This is a genomic window from Rouxiella sp. WC2420 (assembly GCF_041200025.1).
Classification (GTDB): domain Bacteria; phylum Pseudomonadota; class Gammaproteobacteria; order Enterobacterales; family Enterobacteriaceae; genus Rouxiella.
In genome coordinates this window covers 4,216,399-4,233,093 of record NZ_CP165628.1, presented here as the reverse complement: position 1 = coordinate 4,233,093, position 16,695 = coordinate 4,216,399, and the positions used below count along the sequence as shown (strand labels likewise).

General features: G+C 49.3%; 13 protein-coding genes. 7 read left to right on the top strand and 6 right to left on the bottom strand.

Features of this window, described 5'->3' with window-relative positions:
- Positions 1 to 7 precede the first annotated feature (7 nt).
- The 6 genes from AB3G37_RS19610 to AB3G37_RS19585 form a co-directional block, all read right to left on the bottom strand.
- A complete protein-coding gene (locus tag AB3G37_RS19610) occupies positions 8 to 340 on the bottom strand; it encodes a cytochrome o ubiquinol oxidase subunit IV (protein ID WP_009638639.1) in 333 nt (110 codons plus the stop codon).
- On the bottom strand, positions 337 to 957 hold the full coding sequence (locus AB3G37_RS19605; protein ID WP_009638638.1) for a cytochrome o ubiquinol oxidase subunit III: 621 nt from the start codon (positions 955 to 957) through the stop codon (positions 337 to 339). The genes AB3G37_RS19610 and AB3G37_RS19605 overlap by 4 nt, the downstream gene beginning before the upstream one ends.
- Positions 947 to 2,938 carry a cytochrome o ubiquinol oxidase subunit I gene (cyoB, locus tag AB3G37_RS19600; RefSeq protein WP_009638637.1) on the bottom strand — a complete coding sequence of 664 codons (1,992 nt, stop codon included), beginning with the start codon at positions 2,936 to 2,938 and terminating at the stop codon, positions 947 to 949. The genes AB3G37_RS19605 and cyoB overlap by 11 nt, the downstream gene beginning before the upstream one ends.
- A 3-nt stretch (positions 2,939 to 2,941) precedes the next feature.
- The gene (cyoA, locus tag AB3G37_RS19595; protein ID WP_369788845.1) at positions 2,942 to 3,895 is read right to left on the bottom strand and encodes a cytochrome o ubiquinol oxidase subunit II; all 954 of its coding nucleotides are present in this window, start codon (positions 3,893 to 3,895) and stop codon (positions 2,942 to 2,944) included.
- 544 nt (positions 3,896 to 4,439) lie between these two features.
- Positions 4,440 to 5,918 (bottom strand): muropeptide MFS transporter AmpG, encoded by a 1,479-nt coding sequence (gene ampG, locus AB3G37_RS19590; RefSeq protein ID WP_369788844.1) that lies wholly within the window; start codon positions 5,916 to 5,918, stop codon positions 4,440 to 4,442.
- A 156-nt stretch (positions 5,919 to 6,074) separates the two neighbouring features.
- Positions 6,075 to 6,653 (bottom strand): lipoprotein, encoded by a 579-nt coding sequence (locus AB3G37_RS19585; protein ID WP_009638634.1) that lies wholly within the window; start codon positions 6,651 to 6,653, stop codon positions 6,075 to 6,077.
- Positions 6,654 to 6,968: 315 nt separating this feature from the next.
- Between AB3G37_RS19585 and bolA the strand changes: the two genes are divergently transcribed.
- The 7 genes from bolA to ppiD all read left to right on the top strand — a co-directional run bounded on the left by bolA (position 6,969) and on the right by ppiD (position 16,677).
- Positions 6,969 to 7,283, top strand: a complete 315-nt coding sequence (bolA, locus tag AB3G37_RS19580) for a transcriptional regulator BolA (RefSeq protein ID WP_369788843.1) — start codon at positions 6,969 to 6,971, stop codon at positions 7,281 to 7,283.
- Between the two features lie 323 nt (positions 7,284 to 7,606).
- A complete protein-coding gene (gene tig, locus AB3G37_RS19575) occupies positions 7,607 to 8,911 on the top strand; it encodes a trigger factor (RefSeq protein ID WP_369788842.1) in 1,305 nt (434 codons plus the stop codon).
- Between the two features lie 440 nt (positions 8,912 to 9,351).
- Positions 9,352 to 9,981 (top strand): ATP-dependent Clp endopeptidase proteolytic subunit ClpP, encoded by a 630-nt coding sequence (clpP, locus tag AB3G37_RS19570; protein WP_009638631.1) that lies wholly within the window; start codon positions 9,352 to 9,354, stop codon positions 9,979 to 9,981.
- Positions 9,982 to 10,206: 225 nt separating this feature from the next.
- The gene (gene clpX, locus AB3G37_RS19565; protein WP_009638630.1) at positions 10,207 to 11,481 is read left to right on the top strand and encodes an ATP-dependent protease ATP-binding subunit ClpX; all 1,275 of its coding nucleotides are present in this window, start codon (positions 10,207 to 10,209) and stop codon (positions 11,479 to 11,481) included.
- Between the two features lie 190 nt (positions 11,482 to 11,671).
- The gene (lon, locus tag AB3G37_RS19560) at positions 11,672 to 14,026 is read left to right on the top strand and encodes an endopeptidase La (protein WP_009638629.1); all 2,355 of its coding nucleotides are present in this window, start codon (positions 11,672 to 11,674) and stop codon (positions 14,024 to 14,026) included.
- 217 nt (positions 14,027 to 14,243) lie between these two features.
- Positions 14,244 to 14,519, top strand: coding sequence for a nucleoid-associated protein HU-beta (hupB, locus tag AB3G37_RS19555; protein WP_009638628.1), 276 nt, complete (start codon positions 14,244 to 14,246; stop codon positions 14,517 to 14,519).
- Positions 14,520 to 14,796: 277 nt separating this feature from the next.
- The gene (ppiD, locus tag AB3G37_RS19550) at positions 14,797 to 16,677 is read left to right on the top strand and encodes a peptidylprolyl isomerase (RefSeq protein WP_369788841.1); all 1,881 of its coding nucleotides are present in this window, start codon (positions 14,797 to 14,799) and stop codon (positions 16,675 to 16,677) included.
- The last annotated feature ends 18 nt before the right edge of the window (positions 16,678 to 16,695 follow it).

Genomic DNA, 16,695 nt, shown 5'->3' with positions numbered 1-16,695 from the left:
TCGGCTTTTAACTGACCATCATATTGAGGTTGAGGTTATACATAATCCACAGTGAGCCCACAACAACGATAAAGATAATCACAGCGGTGAACAGGAACGCAATCAGGTTCCAGCGTCCTTCCGATGATGTATTCATATGCAGGAAATACACCAGATGGACCACGATCTGGATTATCGCTGAAGCAATGACTGTTCCCAGAATTAACGAGTGTGATGCAGTGTTGCTCATCACCATCGCAAACGGGATAACCGTCAGGATAATCGATAGAACGAAGCCAATCATGTAAGACTTGAAGCTGCCGTGGCTTGCGCCGCCGTGGGAAGTTGCTGAATGACTCATCCCAGGACCCCCATCAGATAAACAACGGTGAATACACAAATCCATACAACATCAAGGAAGTGCCAGAACAGGCTCAGACACATCAGACGCGTTTGGTTAGTCGGGGTCAAGCCACGGCGGCTGATTTGAACGATCATGGTGATGATCCAAATCAGGCCGCAGGTTACGTGCAGACCGTGAGTAGCAACCAGTGCAAAGAATGCAGACAGGAAGCCACTGCGATCCGGACCGAAACCTTCGCTAATCAGGTGATGGAACTCATAGAGTTCCATGCCGATGAAGCCGAGACCGAACAGGAAGGTAACGAACAGCCAGCCTTTGACAGCGCCCGCGTTACCTTTGCTCATACCCAACATTGCGAAGCCGTAAGTAATAGAACTAAACAGCAGGCAGAAGGTTTCTACCAATACAAACGGCAGCTCGAAAATGTCTTTACCAGAGGGACCACCAGCGGTCCCGTGTACCAGTACTGCGAAGGTTGCAAACAGGCTTGCAAACAACACGCAGTCGCTCATCAGGTAAATCCAGAAGCCAAAGACTTTGGTCTCACCCGCGTCGTGGTGACCATGATCTTCATCATGGACCGCGCTATGGGGATTCAGGGAATCAATTGCCATGTTTCACACCCGCTTTGCTGATATTTTCATAATGTTGGTTTTCGATACGTTCAACTTCTTCAACTGAAACGTAGTAGTCAACATCCTCGTCGAAGCTTTTCCAGATCCAGGTGATAACAACACCGGCGAATCCAGCGATCACTAACCACCACATGTCCCAGATAGCTGCGAAACCGAAGGCCAGGCTGCACACGGCAATTACAAAGCCCGCGCCGCTGTTTTTAGGCATATGAATTTTTTCATATTTAGCCGGTTTCTTGTAAGCAGTACCTTTCTCTTTCATGTCCCAGAACTCATCGCGGTCGTGGATATGTGGCACGATAGCGAAGTTGTAGAACGGAGGAGGAGAAGAAGTTGACCACTCCAGAGTACGAGCACCCCATGGGTCACCGGTCAGGTCGCGATTCAGTTCACGGTCACGTACAGAAACCCAGAACATGATGAAGATACACGCGATACCACAGGCAATCAGGAAGGCACCGAACGCGGCAACACACAGTAAGGTGTGGAACTGCGGGTCAATGTTCTGGCTGATACGACGAGTCATACCCATAAAGCCCAGGGCATACAGCGGCATAAATGCTACGAAGAAGCCGATGATCCAGAACCAGAAGGCACGCACGCCCCATTTTTCGTTCAGCGTAAAGCCGAATGATTTAGGGAACCAGTAAGTCAGACCTGCGAAGCAACCAAATACCACGCCGCCGATAATAACGTTATGGAAGTGGGCAATCAGGAACAGACTGTTGTGCAGTACGAAGTCAGCACCTGGAACCGCCAGCAGAACGCCGGTCATACCACCCACTGAGAAGGTGATGATGAAGCCGATGGTCCACAGCATTGCTGCGTTCAGGGTGATACGACCCTGATACATGGTGAACAGCCAGTTGAAGATTTTTACCCCGGTAGGGATAGAAATGATCATCGTCATGATGCCGAAGAAGGCATTGACGTTTGCGCCTGAACCCATGGTGAAGAAGTGGTGCAGCCAAACAATGAACGCCAGCACGGTGATGGCAATCGTTGCCCATACCAGTGAGGTATAGCCAAACAGGCGTTTCTTGGAGAAGGTTGCGGTAACTTCCGAGAACACACCGAACACTGGCAGGATAAGAATGTACACTTCCGGATGGCCCCAGGCCCAAATCAGGTTGATGTACATCATCATGTTGCCGCCCATATCATTGGTGAAGAAATGGGTGCCCAGATAGCGGTCGAGAGTCAGCAGTGCAATAGTAACGGTCAGGATCGGGAAGGAAATGATGATCAGGACGTTAGTACACAGTGCAGCCCAGGTAAATACCGGCATTTTCATCAGCGGCATACCAGGCGCACGCATCTTCATGATGGTTGCGAAGAAGTTAACACCGGTCAGCAAGGTACCAATACCGGATATCTGTAGACTCCATATCCAGTAATCGACCCCCACCCCAGGGCTATACAGCTTACCTGACAACGGCGGATAGGCCAGCCAACCTGTCTGTGCGAACTCACCAATACCCAGAGAGATATTGATCAGTACCACAGCAACGGCGGTGAACCAGAAGCTGATGTTGTTCAGGAATGGGAAGGCAACGTCACGCGCACCGATTTGCAACGGTACAACTACGTTCATCAGACCGATAACGAAAGGCATCGCCATGAAGAAGATCATGATTACGCCGTGCGCGGTGAAGATCTGGTCGTAGTGGTGCGGTGGCAGGAAGCCGGGACTACCGTCCGATGCCATAACCTGTTGGGTACGCATCATAACGGCATCGGCGAAGCCGCGGATAAGCATGACAATCGCAAGGATGATGTACATGATACCCAGTTTTTTATGGTCAACAGAGGTAATCCACTCTGACCACAGATATTTCCATTTACCGAAATAGGTAATTGCCGCTAACAGGGCGATACCGCCCAAAATGATAGCGCCAACGGTAACCATGACGATAGGTACATCAAATGGAATGTCGTTTAACGTTAGTTTTCCGAACATCTTTTATTCCCCGGCTCCGGCAGTGTGAGACTTGTCACCCATATCCATACCTTTCATGTCTGTACCGGCTGGCATAGGCATTGTCTGGCCTGCTGGCATATTCATGTCATGCGAGTACTGATCAATGATTGATTTAAACAAGTCTGGTTGAACGGTAGAGAAGTATTCGACTGGGTTGTCGATACTGTCCGCGGCCAGTTTCTTGAAATCACCCATTGTTGCGAGCTGATTCGGAGCTTGCTTAACTTTAGCAACCCACGTATCAAAATCGGCACGCGTAGGTGTTGCAATAGCGTTGAACTTCATACCAGAGAAGCCGCGACCACTGTAGTTTGCCGAGATGCCTTTATAGGTACCAGCTTCGTTTGCAATCAAGTGCAATTGAGTCTGCATACCGGCCATCGCGTAAATCTGCCCACCTAACTGCGGGATAAAGAAGGAGTTCATGACAGTGTCAGAAGTCACTTTGAACTGCACAGGAACATCTTTAGGGATCACCAGTTCATTAACCGTCGCGATACCTTGCTCTGGATAAATAAACAACCATTTCCAGTCGAGTGAAACAACTTCGACGGTCATTGGCTTTTCATTGGTAACGATAGGTTTGAACGGATCAAGCTGGTGAGTGGTTTTCCAGGTTATTGTTGCCAGGATGGCGATAATAATAATTGGAATGGTCCATACCACAGCTTCTACTTTGTTGGAGTGTGACCAATTTGGACTGTACTTAGCGTTTGTATTAGAAGCGCGATACTTCCATGCAAAAGCAAAAGCCATAATGATTACTGGTATAACGACGATTAGCATTAAACCAATCGCTGTCAGTATCAGCGTTCTTTGCTCAAGTCCAATTGCTCCCTTGGGATCCAATATTGCCGAATTACAGCCACTCAGTAGAACAGTAGATGCAAATATAGACAACATCCCAATACTTTTATTGTATTTCTTAAGTCTCATCTAACGACCTCAATAACAGGGCTCTATTGTCGCTCATGTGTGCGGGCATTTTACGGGAAGGTTACGGTACTGTAAACACGCTTAAAGCTGTGTAAATGCACGTCCCACACTTTATGTTAACGTTGTCACACATGTTACGGTAAGTGACAATTTCTTTGTGGCAACAGTACCTTGCGCTATTAACCTTCACTATGGTGAGGAAAAACAAGGCCTAGCAACGGTATGGATATTTAGTGCTTTTTTTAAATGTTTTATATAGGTAGAAATTATGTAAACAGGATGTTGTAATTTGGTTTAAATAAGATTAAAAAAACGCTGAAAAAAAAGGTGGTTGAAACAAGTTGTAAACAGGAAATATTTTTTTAATGTTGTTAAAGCATTAATTGATCCAGATCAGAGTAAATCAAGATATTAACCAAATAACAACAATGATTCCCCAGGATACACAACAATTGTGTATCCCGGAAATTAAGTAAATGAAGGCGAAGTAACCGCAAATGCTAATGAGAGTGTAGAAGGGATTATCAATCGCGCCAGAATTTCGCTAAATTCTTTGCTGACGGCGCAGGGCGAGGAAATCGAGCGTGCTGCCCAGTAAGATGCCCACCACGGCAAATAAGGCTCCTGCCTGCATAATTTTAACCGCCAGTGACGATGCGTGGGTCCAGTTAAGCCCATCGGTAATCAGCATTAATACCCACAGTGCCAGCATTAAACTGCCGATTAACAGCAAACGCAGCGCCCAGCGATACGACACGGGGAAATGAATGCGCGGTAAAAAGGAGTCAGTTTTTTTTGCGTGCTCAAGGGTTTGGCGGCACAGCGCCAGCAGCAGCAAGCCAGGTACGGAAGCTACGATAGAGAACAGGTAAAACAGTGGCCAGCCGTGAGCCTCGACAAACCAGCCCGCTATTGGCCCGACATAGACTCTGCCCACCGCCGAAAGCGCCGAAAGCAGAGCAAACTGGGTTGCCGAGAATGATTTGTTGCACAGCGCCATTAGCAGCGCGACAAACGCCGCCGTTCCCATCCCGCCGCACAGGTTTTCAAAGAAGATAGCCGTGCCCATCGAATAAAGGTGTTTGTCGGTAATCGCCAAAATCCAGTAACCGGCGTTTGATATTCCCTGCAAGATGCCGAACAGCATCAACGCGCGAAACAGGCTCAGGCGCTGCATTAATACCCCGCCGAGCAGTGCGCCGAAGATGGTGGCCAACAGCCCCAATGTTTTATTTACCAGCCCGACTTCACCGGCATCAAAGCCGACGCCGCGGATCAAAAAGGTGGTGCTCAGGCTGCCTGCGAAGGCATCACCGAGTTTGTACATCACGATTAACAGTAAAATCAGCCACGCATTATTGCGACCAAAAAAATCTTTCAACGGTGCTACTACCGCCATTTCCAGCGTAGCGGGAGCGGGTTGATGGATATCAGGTTCGGGGGCAAACAGCGTTGCAGCCACGCCTACAAGCATCAACACGGCCATCAGCCAGTAAGTATGTTGCCAGCCGAGATAGCGGTCGGCCAGCCACAGCGCCAATCCACCTGATACCAACATCGCCAGACGATAGCCCAGTACTGAAACCGCTGCACCGTTACCGCGCTCCTCGGCGCTAAGTAGATCGGTTTTATAGGCGTCGAATACGATGTCTTGAGAAGCAGAGGCAAAGGCTATGAGCACTGCCAGCGCTGCGAGCCAGAATAAATTACGCGTCGGGTCCATAAATCCCATGGCAAAAATTGCGACTACCAGCAACAGCTGCGTAAGGACCAGCCAGCCTCGGCGGCGTCCAAGAAAGCTTGGCGTATAGCGGTCCATCATCGGCGACCAGAGGAATTTAAACACGTAGGCCTGACCGACTAGCGAGAAGATACCGATGGTTTTGAGATCCAGATTATCGACTGTCATCCAGGCCTGTAACGTGCCAGAGGTCAGCGCCAGAGGTAAGCCGGAAGCAAAGCCCAGAAGCAGCAGGATCGCGGTATTACGTTGGGTAAAAATTGAAAAGTACTGTTTTAGCATGGCATCCGTATTCCCGCAGGCCGTTGAAAAGGGGGCTCAAGGGCATGATAAAGGATAAACGCGGATAATAAAGGAGGGAATCGATGGGGAATGCCAAAGGGAACCGTAAAATCAAAGTCTTCTGCCCGACAGTTGCCGGGCAGAAGCGGGCAGGGATTAGTGTGAGTTCGCCTTGATAAAGTCGCTCACGCTGGTGTCCTGTGCCATATCAGAGATAACGTCACCCAGCGCAGTATTGACTACGTTGGTGATTTTGGAATCGGTCGCGGTGAATGCGCCCTGAACGTTATAACTGGTGTTGTAGTTCTTGACCTGCTTGTTGCCGTTTTTCGCAGTAGCGATGATAGAGATATCGGCTTTGGTGGTGATGTTGTAACGCAGGTTGCCTTCCTGGACGTCGGCATACAGTTTGTTAACCACGATTTGCAAGTCAACGGCGCCGTCAGGACCAATCATATAGCCGCGAGCGGTCATCTGTTTTTCCAGCGCTTCTTGCAGCAGGAAACGCATGTCACGAGAAGGGGTCAGTGAGACCAGTTGTCCGTCGCGATTAACTTTGGCCAGCGCTTTGTCCTGACGCACGTCGGCACCATTGATGCTAATGGTCACGCCCATCAGGGATGGGTCCTGTGTAGGCAAGGCGATTTTAGGCGAAATGTTCAGGGTGTTGCTGCTGGTAGCACAGCCTGCAAGCATAAAGAGTGCCAGTGCAGGGAAAAGGATTTTTTTCAACATATTCATGTTCTCAATTTTCCATCTTTTCAAAGTCAGGATTTGACGTTTTTTGATTGTAGAATGGGCAGCATCATAGCATTGCGGATATTCGGCTTGCCATGAGATTGGACCGCTAAAACGATGAATTTATCGCGGAGAAGCAAAAAATTAGCCCTATGGCGTACTAAATTGTGTCTCAAACTACCTTTTTGTTCACATAAGTAATATTTTCTTTTTGAAAGAAAGAATAAAACAGAAAACCGCCTACTATTTAAGGTAAGACGGCGAAATAGTTGGGCGCAGTTCTCTGTAAAACGTGTTTTTAAGGAGATGGCTATGATTCGCGAGCAAATAGAAGCAAAGTTGGCAGCTGCGTTTGAACCCACGCATCTGGATGTCACAGACGAAAGTTATCGCCACAACGTGCCTGCTGGGTCAGAGAGCCATTTCAAGGTGGTGTTGGTAAGCGATAAGTTTGTAGGCGAGCGTTTTTTACAACGTCACCGCTCAATTTATTCTATGCTGTCAGAAGAATTGGCAGGAAGCGTGCACGCTCTGGCATTGCACACTTACACGCTTAAGGAATGGGAAGGGTTACAGGATACGGTTCCGGCATCTCCGCCGTGCCGTGGTGCAGGAACTCTTGCATAAAACAGAGATCTTTCTGCAAAAATCACCCTAAATCGCTATTAATCGACGGTATCTCTGGAACTTTCCCCCCGAGTTGCTGTATTAGTAGAAGCGAATTTTGAAACGGCCTGCGGGCCGTTTTTGTTTTAAAGGCGATGATGTCGCGTTTTTTTGATTTCAAGACACGCATCCTCGACGTGCCGCCGTTGCGCCGCTATAATGTCGCGTCTTATTTTTCCGGAATGGTTTCGGGACTTCCTCGAACACTGAGCCAGGGATCTGCTTAGTGCAGTGCATCCCGGTTCGGGGTTGACCGAGCACTTTGATTTTTTTGAGGTAACAAGATGCAAGTTTCTGTTGAAACCACTCAAGGCCTTGGTCGCCGTATCGCTATTACTGTTCCTGCTGAAAGCATTGAAAAAGCAGTAAAAAGCGAGCTGGCAAAAGCGTCTAAAACTGTACGTATCGACGGCTTCCGTAAGGGCAAAGTTCCACACAACGTTATCGAACAGCGTTACGGCGCAAGCGTTCGCCAGGACGTGTTGGGCGATATGATGCAACGCAGCTTTGTTGATGCGATTATCAAAGAAAAAATCAACCCAGCTGGCGCGCCGAACTATGTTCCAGGCGAATACAAGCAGGGCGAAGATTTTAACTTCACCGTTGAATTCGAAGTTTACCCAGAAGTAGAACTGAAAGATCTGGAAAACATCGAAGTAGAAAAACCGGTTGTTGAAGTTAACGAAGCAGATGTTGACACCATGCTGGAAACCCTGCGCAAGCAACAGGCTGACTGGAAAGACTCTGAAGCTGCTGTTGAAGCTGAAGATCGCGTGACTGTTGATTTCTCTGGTTCTATCGACGGTGAAGAATTCGAAGGCGGCAAAGCCTCTGATTTCGTACTGGCTATGGGCCAGGGCCGCATGATCCCAGGCTTCGAAGAAGGTCTGGTCGGTCACAAAGCCGGTGAAGAATTCACCATCGACGTAAACTTCCCGGAAGATTACCACGCTGAAAACCTGAAAGGTAAAGAAGCCAGGTTCGCTATCGTTCTGAAGAAAGTTGAAACCCGCGTTCTGCCAGAACTGACTGAAGAATTCATCAAACGTTTCGGCGTGGCTGATGGTTCTGTAGACGGTCTGCGTGCTGAAGTGCGTAAAAATATGGACCGTGAGCTGAAAGGCGCGGTGCGTAACCGTATCAAGACTCAGGCCATCGAAGGCTTGGTTAAAGCTAACGAAATCGACGTGCCAGCTGCCCTGATCGACAGCGAAGTTGACGTTCTGCGTCAGCAGGCTGCACAGCGTTTCGGTGGCAACGAGAAGCAAGCCCTGGAACTGCCACGCGAGCTGTTCGAAGAGCAAGCCAAGCGTCGCGTTGTTGTTGGTCTGTTGCTGGGCGAAGTTATCAGCCAGCACGAACTGAAAGCTGACGAAGATCGCGTTAAAGCGCTGATCGAAGAAATGGCTTCCGCTTACGAAGATCCATCAGAAGTTGTTGAGTTCTACAGCAAAAATAAAGAGCTGATGAACAACATGCGTAACGTCGCGCTGGAAGAACAAGCCGTCGAAACCCTGCTGTCCAAAGCAAAAGTGACTGAAAAAGCCACGACCTTTACCGAGCTGATGAACCAGACCACTCAGGCTTAATTGTTCTGGGAGTTATCCGCTGGTTCTTAATGAGCCAGCCGGGTAAGGTCTTAAAAGCCCGTAGTTTGCGCTACGGGCTTTTTTATTTTGCCTATTCTGGCTTTGGACTGGTTTTTTAGATAGTGACTGCTCTATATTTAAGGGACGTTGCGCTATATTTATCAGAGTGATAACCGAAAAAAGCCGGTCAGTACAATAAGTGAGCTATTTGCTGACTTAATGGTTAAGGTAAGCAAAAGAATTCGTCGCAAGGCTTGAAATCTTGCGCTCTCTCCCCAATTGTCTAGTGCTACAAGGGTAACTTTGCTGTTAGCTTCTGACTGATAACCACCGTCAGCCGTGTATGTGGCGACTTGTCCGCTTGAGCATAGTCATCATCGCTTATCTCAAGTAGAATCGGTTTCAACTCGCGCTAAAGAGAATTCTATTAGGAGACGGTTATGTCATACAGTGGTGAAAGAGAACAATTTGCGCCAAACATGGCCCTAGTACCGATGGTTGTAGAGCAGACTTCACGCGGTGAGCGCTCTTACGATATTTTTTCCCGCCTGTTAAAGGAACGTATCATCTTCCTGACTGGCCAGGTTGAAGACCATATGGCTAACCTGATTGTGGCCCAGATGCTGTTTCTGGAAGCCGAAAACCCAGAGAAAGATATCTATCTTTATATCAACTCTCCGGGCGGTGTGATCACCGCAGGGATGTCAATCTATGACACCATGCAGTTCATCAAGCCTGATGTCAGCACTATTTGTATGGGCCAGGCCTGTTCAATGGGCTCATTCCTGCTGACAGCCGGTGCTAAAGGCAAACGTTACGCGCTGCCAAACTCACGCGTGATGATTCACCAGCCGCTGGGCGGTTTCCAGGGCCAGGCAACCGATATCGACATTCACGCCAGAGAAATCCTGAAAGTGAAAAACCGCATGAACACGCTGATGGCGCAACATACGGGCAAATCTCTTGAAGAAATAGAGCGTGACACTGAGCGAGATCGTTTCCTGTCAGCCAGTGAAGCTGTAGAGTATGGCTTAGTGGATAAAGTAATGACTCATCGCGGCGAACTCTAACAGGCAATTTTCTGCTGGCGCGATGGTCTATAGTTAAACTCATACCGACGTTTTTGTGCGGCGGCGATAAATCGCCGCCCAATGCTTTACCCAAGGCACAATCTATGAGTGAATTGTTCAATAGACATCAGCATGTGTGCGTCAGTTAGTGACATGTCTGTTGGGTTAAATGGTCGTACCGCCGTGAGTTGTCCGCGGGACAAAGATTAAAGAAGAGGTTTACTGATGACAGATAAGCGCAAAGACGGTTCAGGAAAGCTGCTGTACTGCTCTTTTTGCGGCAAAAGCCAGCATGAAGTGCGAAAGCTGATTGCCGGGCCGTCAGTGTATATCTGCGATGAATGTGTCGATTTATGTAATGACATTATTCGCGAAGAGATTAAAGAGGTCGCACCGCATCGCGAACGCAGCGCGCTGCCGACTCCACACGAAATCCGCGAACACCTCGATGACTATGTTATCGGTCAGGAACCTGCGAAGAAAGTTCTGGCTGTTGCGGTTTATAACCACTACAAACGCTTGCGCAATGGCGACTCCAGCAATGGTATCGAACTTGGCAAGAGCAACATTCTGCTGATCGGCCCGACCGGTAGCGGTAAAACGCTGTTGGCTGAAACGCTGGCTCGTTTCCTGGATGTGCCATTTACCATGGCCGATGCCACCACGCTGACCGAAGCCGGTTACGTGGGTGAAGACGTCGAAAACATCATTCAGAAGCTGTTGCAGAAATGTGATTACGACGTGCAGAAAGCTCAGCGTGGCATTGTCTATATCGATGAAATTGATAAGATTTCTCGTAAGTCTGACAACCCGTCTATCACCCGTGACGTTTCGGGCGAGGGCGTGCAGCAGGCGCTGTTAAAACTGATCGAAGGCACTGTGGCTGCCGTTCCTCCTCAGGGCGGACGTAAGCATCCACAGCAGGAGTTCTTGCAGGTTGATACCTCAAAAATCCTGTTTATCTGCGGCGGCGCATTTGCCGGCCTGGACAAAGTTATCGGCCAACGTCTGAATACCAGTACCGGTATCGGTTTTGGCGCAGTGGTTAAAGGCAAGTCAGAGAAAGCAACGGAAGGGCAGTTGCTGGCTCAGGCAGAACCTGAAGATTTGATCAAGTTTGGTCTGATCCCTGAGTTCATTGGTCGTCTGCCCGTCGTGGCAACGCTGAGCGAACTGAGTGAAGACGCGCTGATTCAAATCTTGAAAGAACCAAAAAATGCCCTGACTAAACAATATCAGGCATTGTTCAACCTTGAAGGCGTTGAGCTTGAGTTCCGCGATGAAGCATTGATTGCAATCGCGAAAAAGGCGATGGATCGCAAAACAGGTGCTCGTGGTCTGCGTTCTATTGTTGAAGCTGCTTTACTGGATACGATGTACGATCTGCCATCTCTTGACAGTGTGGACAAAGTCGTTGTTGATGAGTCCGTCATTGCGGGGCAATCTGAACCTCTGATGATTTATGGCAAACCTGAGGCGCAACAAGCTTCTGGTGAATAAATAGCCAGCTTTACAGACGTTTAGTGGAGAAATGGGGGATTTTTTCCCCCATTTTTTTTTCCTCGCATTCTTGTCGTTGAATGTCAGATATTCATCCCCATATACTCAGTTAACTACTTGCTGAAACCCGCTGACTCGTGTTTCACGAGATTTCCTTAACCTGGCGGAAGCTAAACTAAGAGAGAGCTCTATGAACCCTGAGCGTTCCGAACGCATAGAAATCCCCGTATTGCCTCTGCGCGATGTGGTGGTTTATCCGCACATGGTGATCCCGCTGTTCGTTGGCCGGGAGAAATCGATTCGCTGTCTTGAAGCGGCAATGGACAATGATAAAAAAATCATGCTCGTTGCGCAAAAAGAGGCCTCGACGGATGAGCCTGGTATCAACGATTTGTTCTCAGTGGGCACCGTAGCCTCTATTTTACAGATGCTTAAACTTCCAGATGGAACCGTCAAAGTTCTGGTTGAAGGTTTACAGCGCGCCCGCATCACGACACTGTCCGACAGCGGTGAACACTTTGCTGCCCAGGCCGAATACCTGGAATCGCCAGCTGTTGACGAGCGTGAGCAGGAAGTTCTGGTACGTACGGCTATTAATCAGTTTGAAGGTTATATCAAGCTGAACAAAAAAATCCCGCCGGAAGTCCTGACTTCACTGAACAGCATCGAAGACGCGGCACGCCTGGCGGATACTATCGCTGCGCATATGCCATTGAAGCTGGTCGACAAACAGTCGGTGCTCGAGATGTTCGATATTACCGAACGTCTGGAATACCTGATGGCGATGATGGAATCGGAAATCGACCTGTTACAGGTTGAGAAACGTATCCGCAATCGCGTCAAAAAACAGATGGAAAAAAGCCAGCGCGAGTACTATCTGAATGAGCAAATGAAAGCTATTCAGAAAGAGTTGGGCGAGATGGACGACGCGCCCGACGAGCATGAAGCGCTGAAACGCAAAATCGATGCGGCAAAAATGCCAAAAGACGCGCGTGAAAAAACAGAAGCCGAGCTGCAAAAGCTGAAAATGATGTCACCAATGTCCGCCGAAGCCACAGTAGTCCGTGGTTACATCGACTGGATGCTTCAGGTGCCATGGAACGCGCGCAGTAAAGTGAAAAAAGACCTGCGTAAGGCGCAGGAGGTACTGGATACCGACCACTTTGGTCTGGAGCGGGTGAAAGACCGTATCCTCGAGTACCTCGCAGTGCAGACGCGCGTCAGCAAAATCAAAGGGCCGATCCTTTGTCTGGTAGGGCCTCCGGGTGTGGGTAAAACCTCTCTGGGGCAGTCCATTGCTCGCGCAACCGGTCGTGAATATGTGCGTATGGCACTGGGTGGCGTGCGTGACGAAGCGGAAATTCGCGGTCACCGTCGTACCTATATCGGTTCTATGCCAGGCAAACTGATCCAGAAAATGGCGAAAGTTGGCGTTAAGAACCCACTGTTCCTGCTTGATGAAATCGACAAAATGTCTTCCGACATGCGTGGCGATCCGGCATCGGCTTTACTGGAAGTACTTGATCCAGAACAGAACGTGGCCTTTAACGACCACTATCTGGAAGTCGACTACGATTTGTCAGACGTGATGTTTGTCGCGACCTCTAACTCGATGAACATACCGGCACCGCTGCTTGACCGTATGGAAGTCATTCGTTTGTCGGGCTACACCGAAGACGAAAAGCTGAACATTGCCAAACAGCACCTGTTGCCGAAACAGATCGAGCGTAACGCGTTGAAGAAAAACGAGCTGACGGTTGAAGACAGCGCGATTATCGGCATTATTCGCTTCTACACCCGTGAAGCCGGCGTGCGTAGCCTGGAGCGTGAAATTTCCAAGCTGTGCCGCAAAGCAGTTAAACAACTGCTGCTGGACAAGACCCTGAAGCACATTGTCATTAATGGCGATAACCTTAAAGACTATCTGGGCGTGCAGAAGGTTGATTACGGCCGTGCTGACACTGAAAACCGCGTAGGACAGGTCACTGGCCTGGCGTGGACCGAAGTGGGCGGCGAGTTACTGACCATTGAAACCGCCTGTGTTCCGGGCAAAGGCAAGCTGACCTACACCGGTTCATTGGGTGAAGTGATGCAAGAGTCGATTCAGGCTGCCTTGACAGTGGTTCGCGCGCGTGCCGACAAGCTGGGTATTAACCCTGACTTCTACGAAAAACGTGATATTCACGTTCACGTACCAGAAGGGGCGACGCCGAAAGATGGTCCAAGTGCCGGTATTGCAATGTGTACCGCGCTGGTTTCTTGCCTGACCGGTAACCCGGTGCGTGCCGATGTTGCAATGACTGGCGAGATAACCTTGCGTGGTTTGGTATTGCCAATCGGTGGCCTGAAAGAAAAACTGTTGGCCGCACATCGCGGTGGTATCAAAGTGGTGTTGATCCCGGACGATAACAAACGCGATCTGGAAGAGATCCCAGACAACGTATTAGCAGATCTGGAGATTCATCCGGTCAAGCGTATCGATGACGTATTGAACTTTGCGCTGCAAAATCCAGCGTTTGGTGCACTGCCTGTCGCTGCGAAATAGTGACCTGATGCATAAAGTGTAAGTAAAACTGAGGCTGGCAAGTGAATTCCTACTTGCCAGCTTTTTTTTGTGCCGTTAAGTTAGTAAGCCATGTCAGACGGGGGCAACGGTTTCTGGGTAGCTTGCATACCCCTGACAAGCTTGATATAACAGCTGCGCTGTCACGTCCGTAGGGAAATTTCGGCGTGACGATAGAATTTTAAGAGGGGATGAAAACGTGAATAAGTCACAACTGATCGACAAAATTGCAGCCGGTGCGGATATTTCTAAAGCGGCCGCTGGACGTGTGCTGGACGCGGTGCTTGCATCGGTAACTGATTCTCTGAAAGCCGGGGAAGAAGTTGCACTGGTAGGATTCGGTACTTTTGCAGTTCGTGAGCGCTCTGCTCGCACTGGCCGTAACCCGCAAACCGGTAAAGAAATCAGTATTCCGGCTGCCAAAGTACCTGGCTTCCGCGCAGGTAAATCTTTGAAAGATGCGGTAAACGGATAATTACTAACAATAACCTGACGTCACAGGGTTGGTAAGGTAATATATAAGGCGCATCTTGGAGATGCGCTTTTTTTACTTTTGCGAGCCAGCACGCAGAGTGGCTCATGTTTTAGACATTGCCTGTTAACAGTGATTCTTTTGAACACCACTCGAAACGAAGTGTCAGTGTAAACACGCAGTTTATTGTGCAACACCCTGAAGGGTGTCACAGGGATCGTTGGTATCATCCACGCAGCCCAAGTTTTAAACCCCAAATACAGCGGAGTGTTGCTTCACTATGATGGACAACTTACGCGCGGCAGCTAATCACGTCGTGCTCAAAATCATTCTTGGTCTGATCGTTTTATCTTTTGTTTTGACCGGTGTTGGCAATTACTTAATCGGAGGGTCTAGCGACTATGCGGCGAAAGTAAACGGCCAGGAAATCAGCCGTGCACAGCTTGACGACGCGGTTCAGAATCAGCGCAGCCGTTTGCAGCAGCAGCTTGGTGACCAGTTCGCTGCGCTAGCCGGTAGCGAAGGTTACATGCAGCAACTGCGTCAGCAGTCACTTAACAACCTGATTGACGTCACTCTTCTCGAGCAGTACTCACAAAAATTGGGCGTGACCGTGAGTGATCAGCAAATCAAAGATGCGATTCTGGCCACTCCTCAGTTCCAGACCAACAATCGTTTTGATAATGCCAAATATCTGCAAACCGTGCAGGGTATGGGTTATACCGCGGATAACTTCGCACAGCTGATGAAGAAGCAGCTGGTCAGCCAACAGTTAGCTCAGGCTTATGGCGATTCTGATTTCGTGCTGCCGGTTGAAACCAAATCCATGGCCGAGCTGGTGCTGCAGGAGCGCGATGTCCACACTGCAACTTTCGACACTGACACTCTCGCTGCCAAACAGCAGGCGAGCGACAGCGAATTACAGGCTTTCTACGACCAGCACAAAGAGCAGTTTGTTGCTCCAGAACAAATGAAAGTTAGCTACATCGAAATGGATGCGGCAGCGATGCAGGGCAAAATTCAGGTCACCGATGCGGATGTCGAGGCTTACTATGACCAGCATAAAAGCGAATTTGGCCAGCCGGAACGCCGTCGTTACAGCGTTATTGTGGCTAAAGATCAGGCCGATGCCCAGGCTATCGACACTCAGCTGAAAAGTGGTGCGGATTTTGCCGAGCTGGCAAAAACAAAGTCTATCGATACCCTTAGTGGCAAGAAGGGCGGTGATTTGGGTTGGATGGAGCCAGAAACCACGCTGCCAGAATTCAAAAGCGCTAACTTGACCACCAAAGGCCAGACCTCCGGTGTAATTAAATCCGACAGCGGTTACTTCATTCTGCGTCTGGTTGATATCGTGCCAGAGCAGGTAAAACCGCTGGCTCAGGTGCACGACGGTATTGTAGACAAGCTCAAGCAAGAGAAAGCGCTGGATGCTTACTATGCACTTCAGCAGAAAGTTAGCGATGCTGCGAGCAACGACAACGAATCTCTGGCATCTGCCGAGAAAGCCGCCGGAACTCAGGCTGCGCATACCGACTGGTTTACTCAGCAGAATATCCCTGCAGCTATTAACTTCAAGCCAGTAGATCAGGTGCTATTTGACGGTTCACTGCTCGGCCATGACAACGCGCCAGGCAGCAATTCCGACGTCATTACCGTTGATGGTGACCGTGCCTTCGTTGTTCGCGTTGACTCTCATAAAGCGGCCGGTATCAAGCCATTCGCCGAAGTGAAAGATCAGGTAGCGACCTTGGTGAAACGCCAGAAAGCAGCCGATCAGGCTCGTATCGATGCGCAAAAATTGTTGGTGGCACTGAAAGAAGGCAAAGGCGATGATGCACTGAAAGCCGCCGGTGTCAGTTTCGGCGGCGTACAAAAAGTACAGCGTACTGCCCAGCCGTCAGATTTCGAGCAAAATGTTTATGCATTGCCACAGGCGACTGCAGACAAACCAAGCTACGGAATTTCTCAGGACAACAATGGCAATACGGTTCTGATTAAGTTGACGGCAGTCACTCAGGGCAAATTACCTGATGCTGAAGCCAGTCAATTTGCTCAGCAGTTGCAACAGACTTCTTCCAACAATACCTTTGATGCGCTGTTAGCTAGTCTGCGCCATCAGGCAAAAGTGAAGTATGGTGCTGCCGCGCAGAATCAGTAAATTTGCGAGGCTTCACGG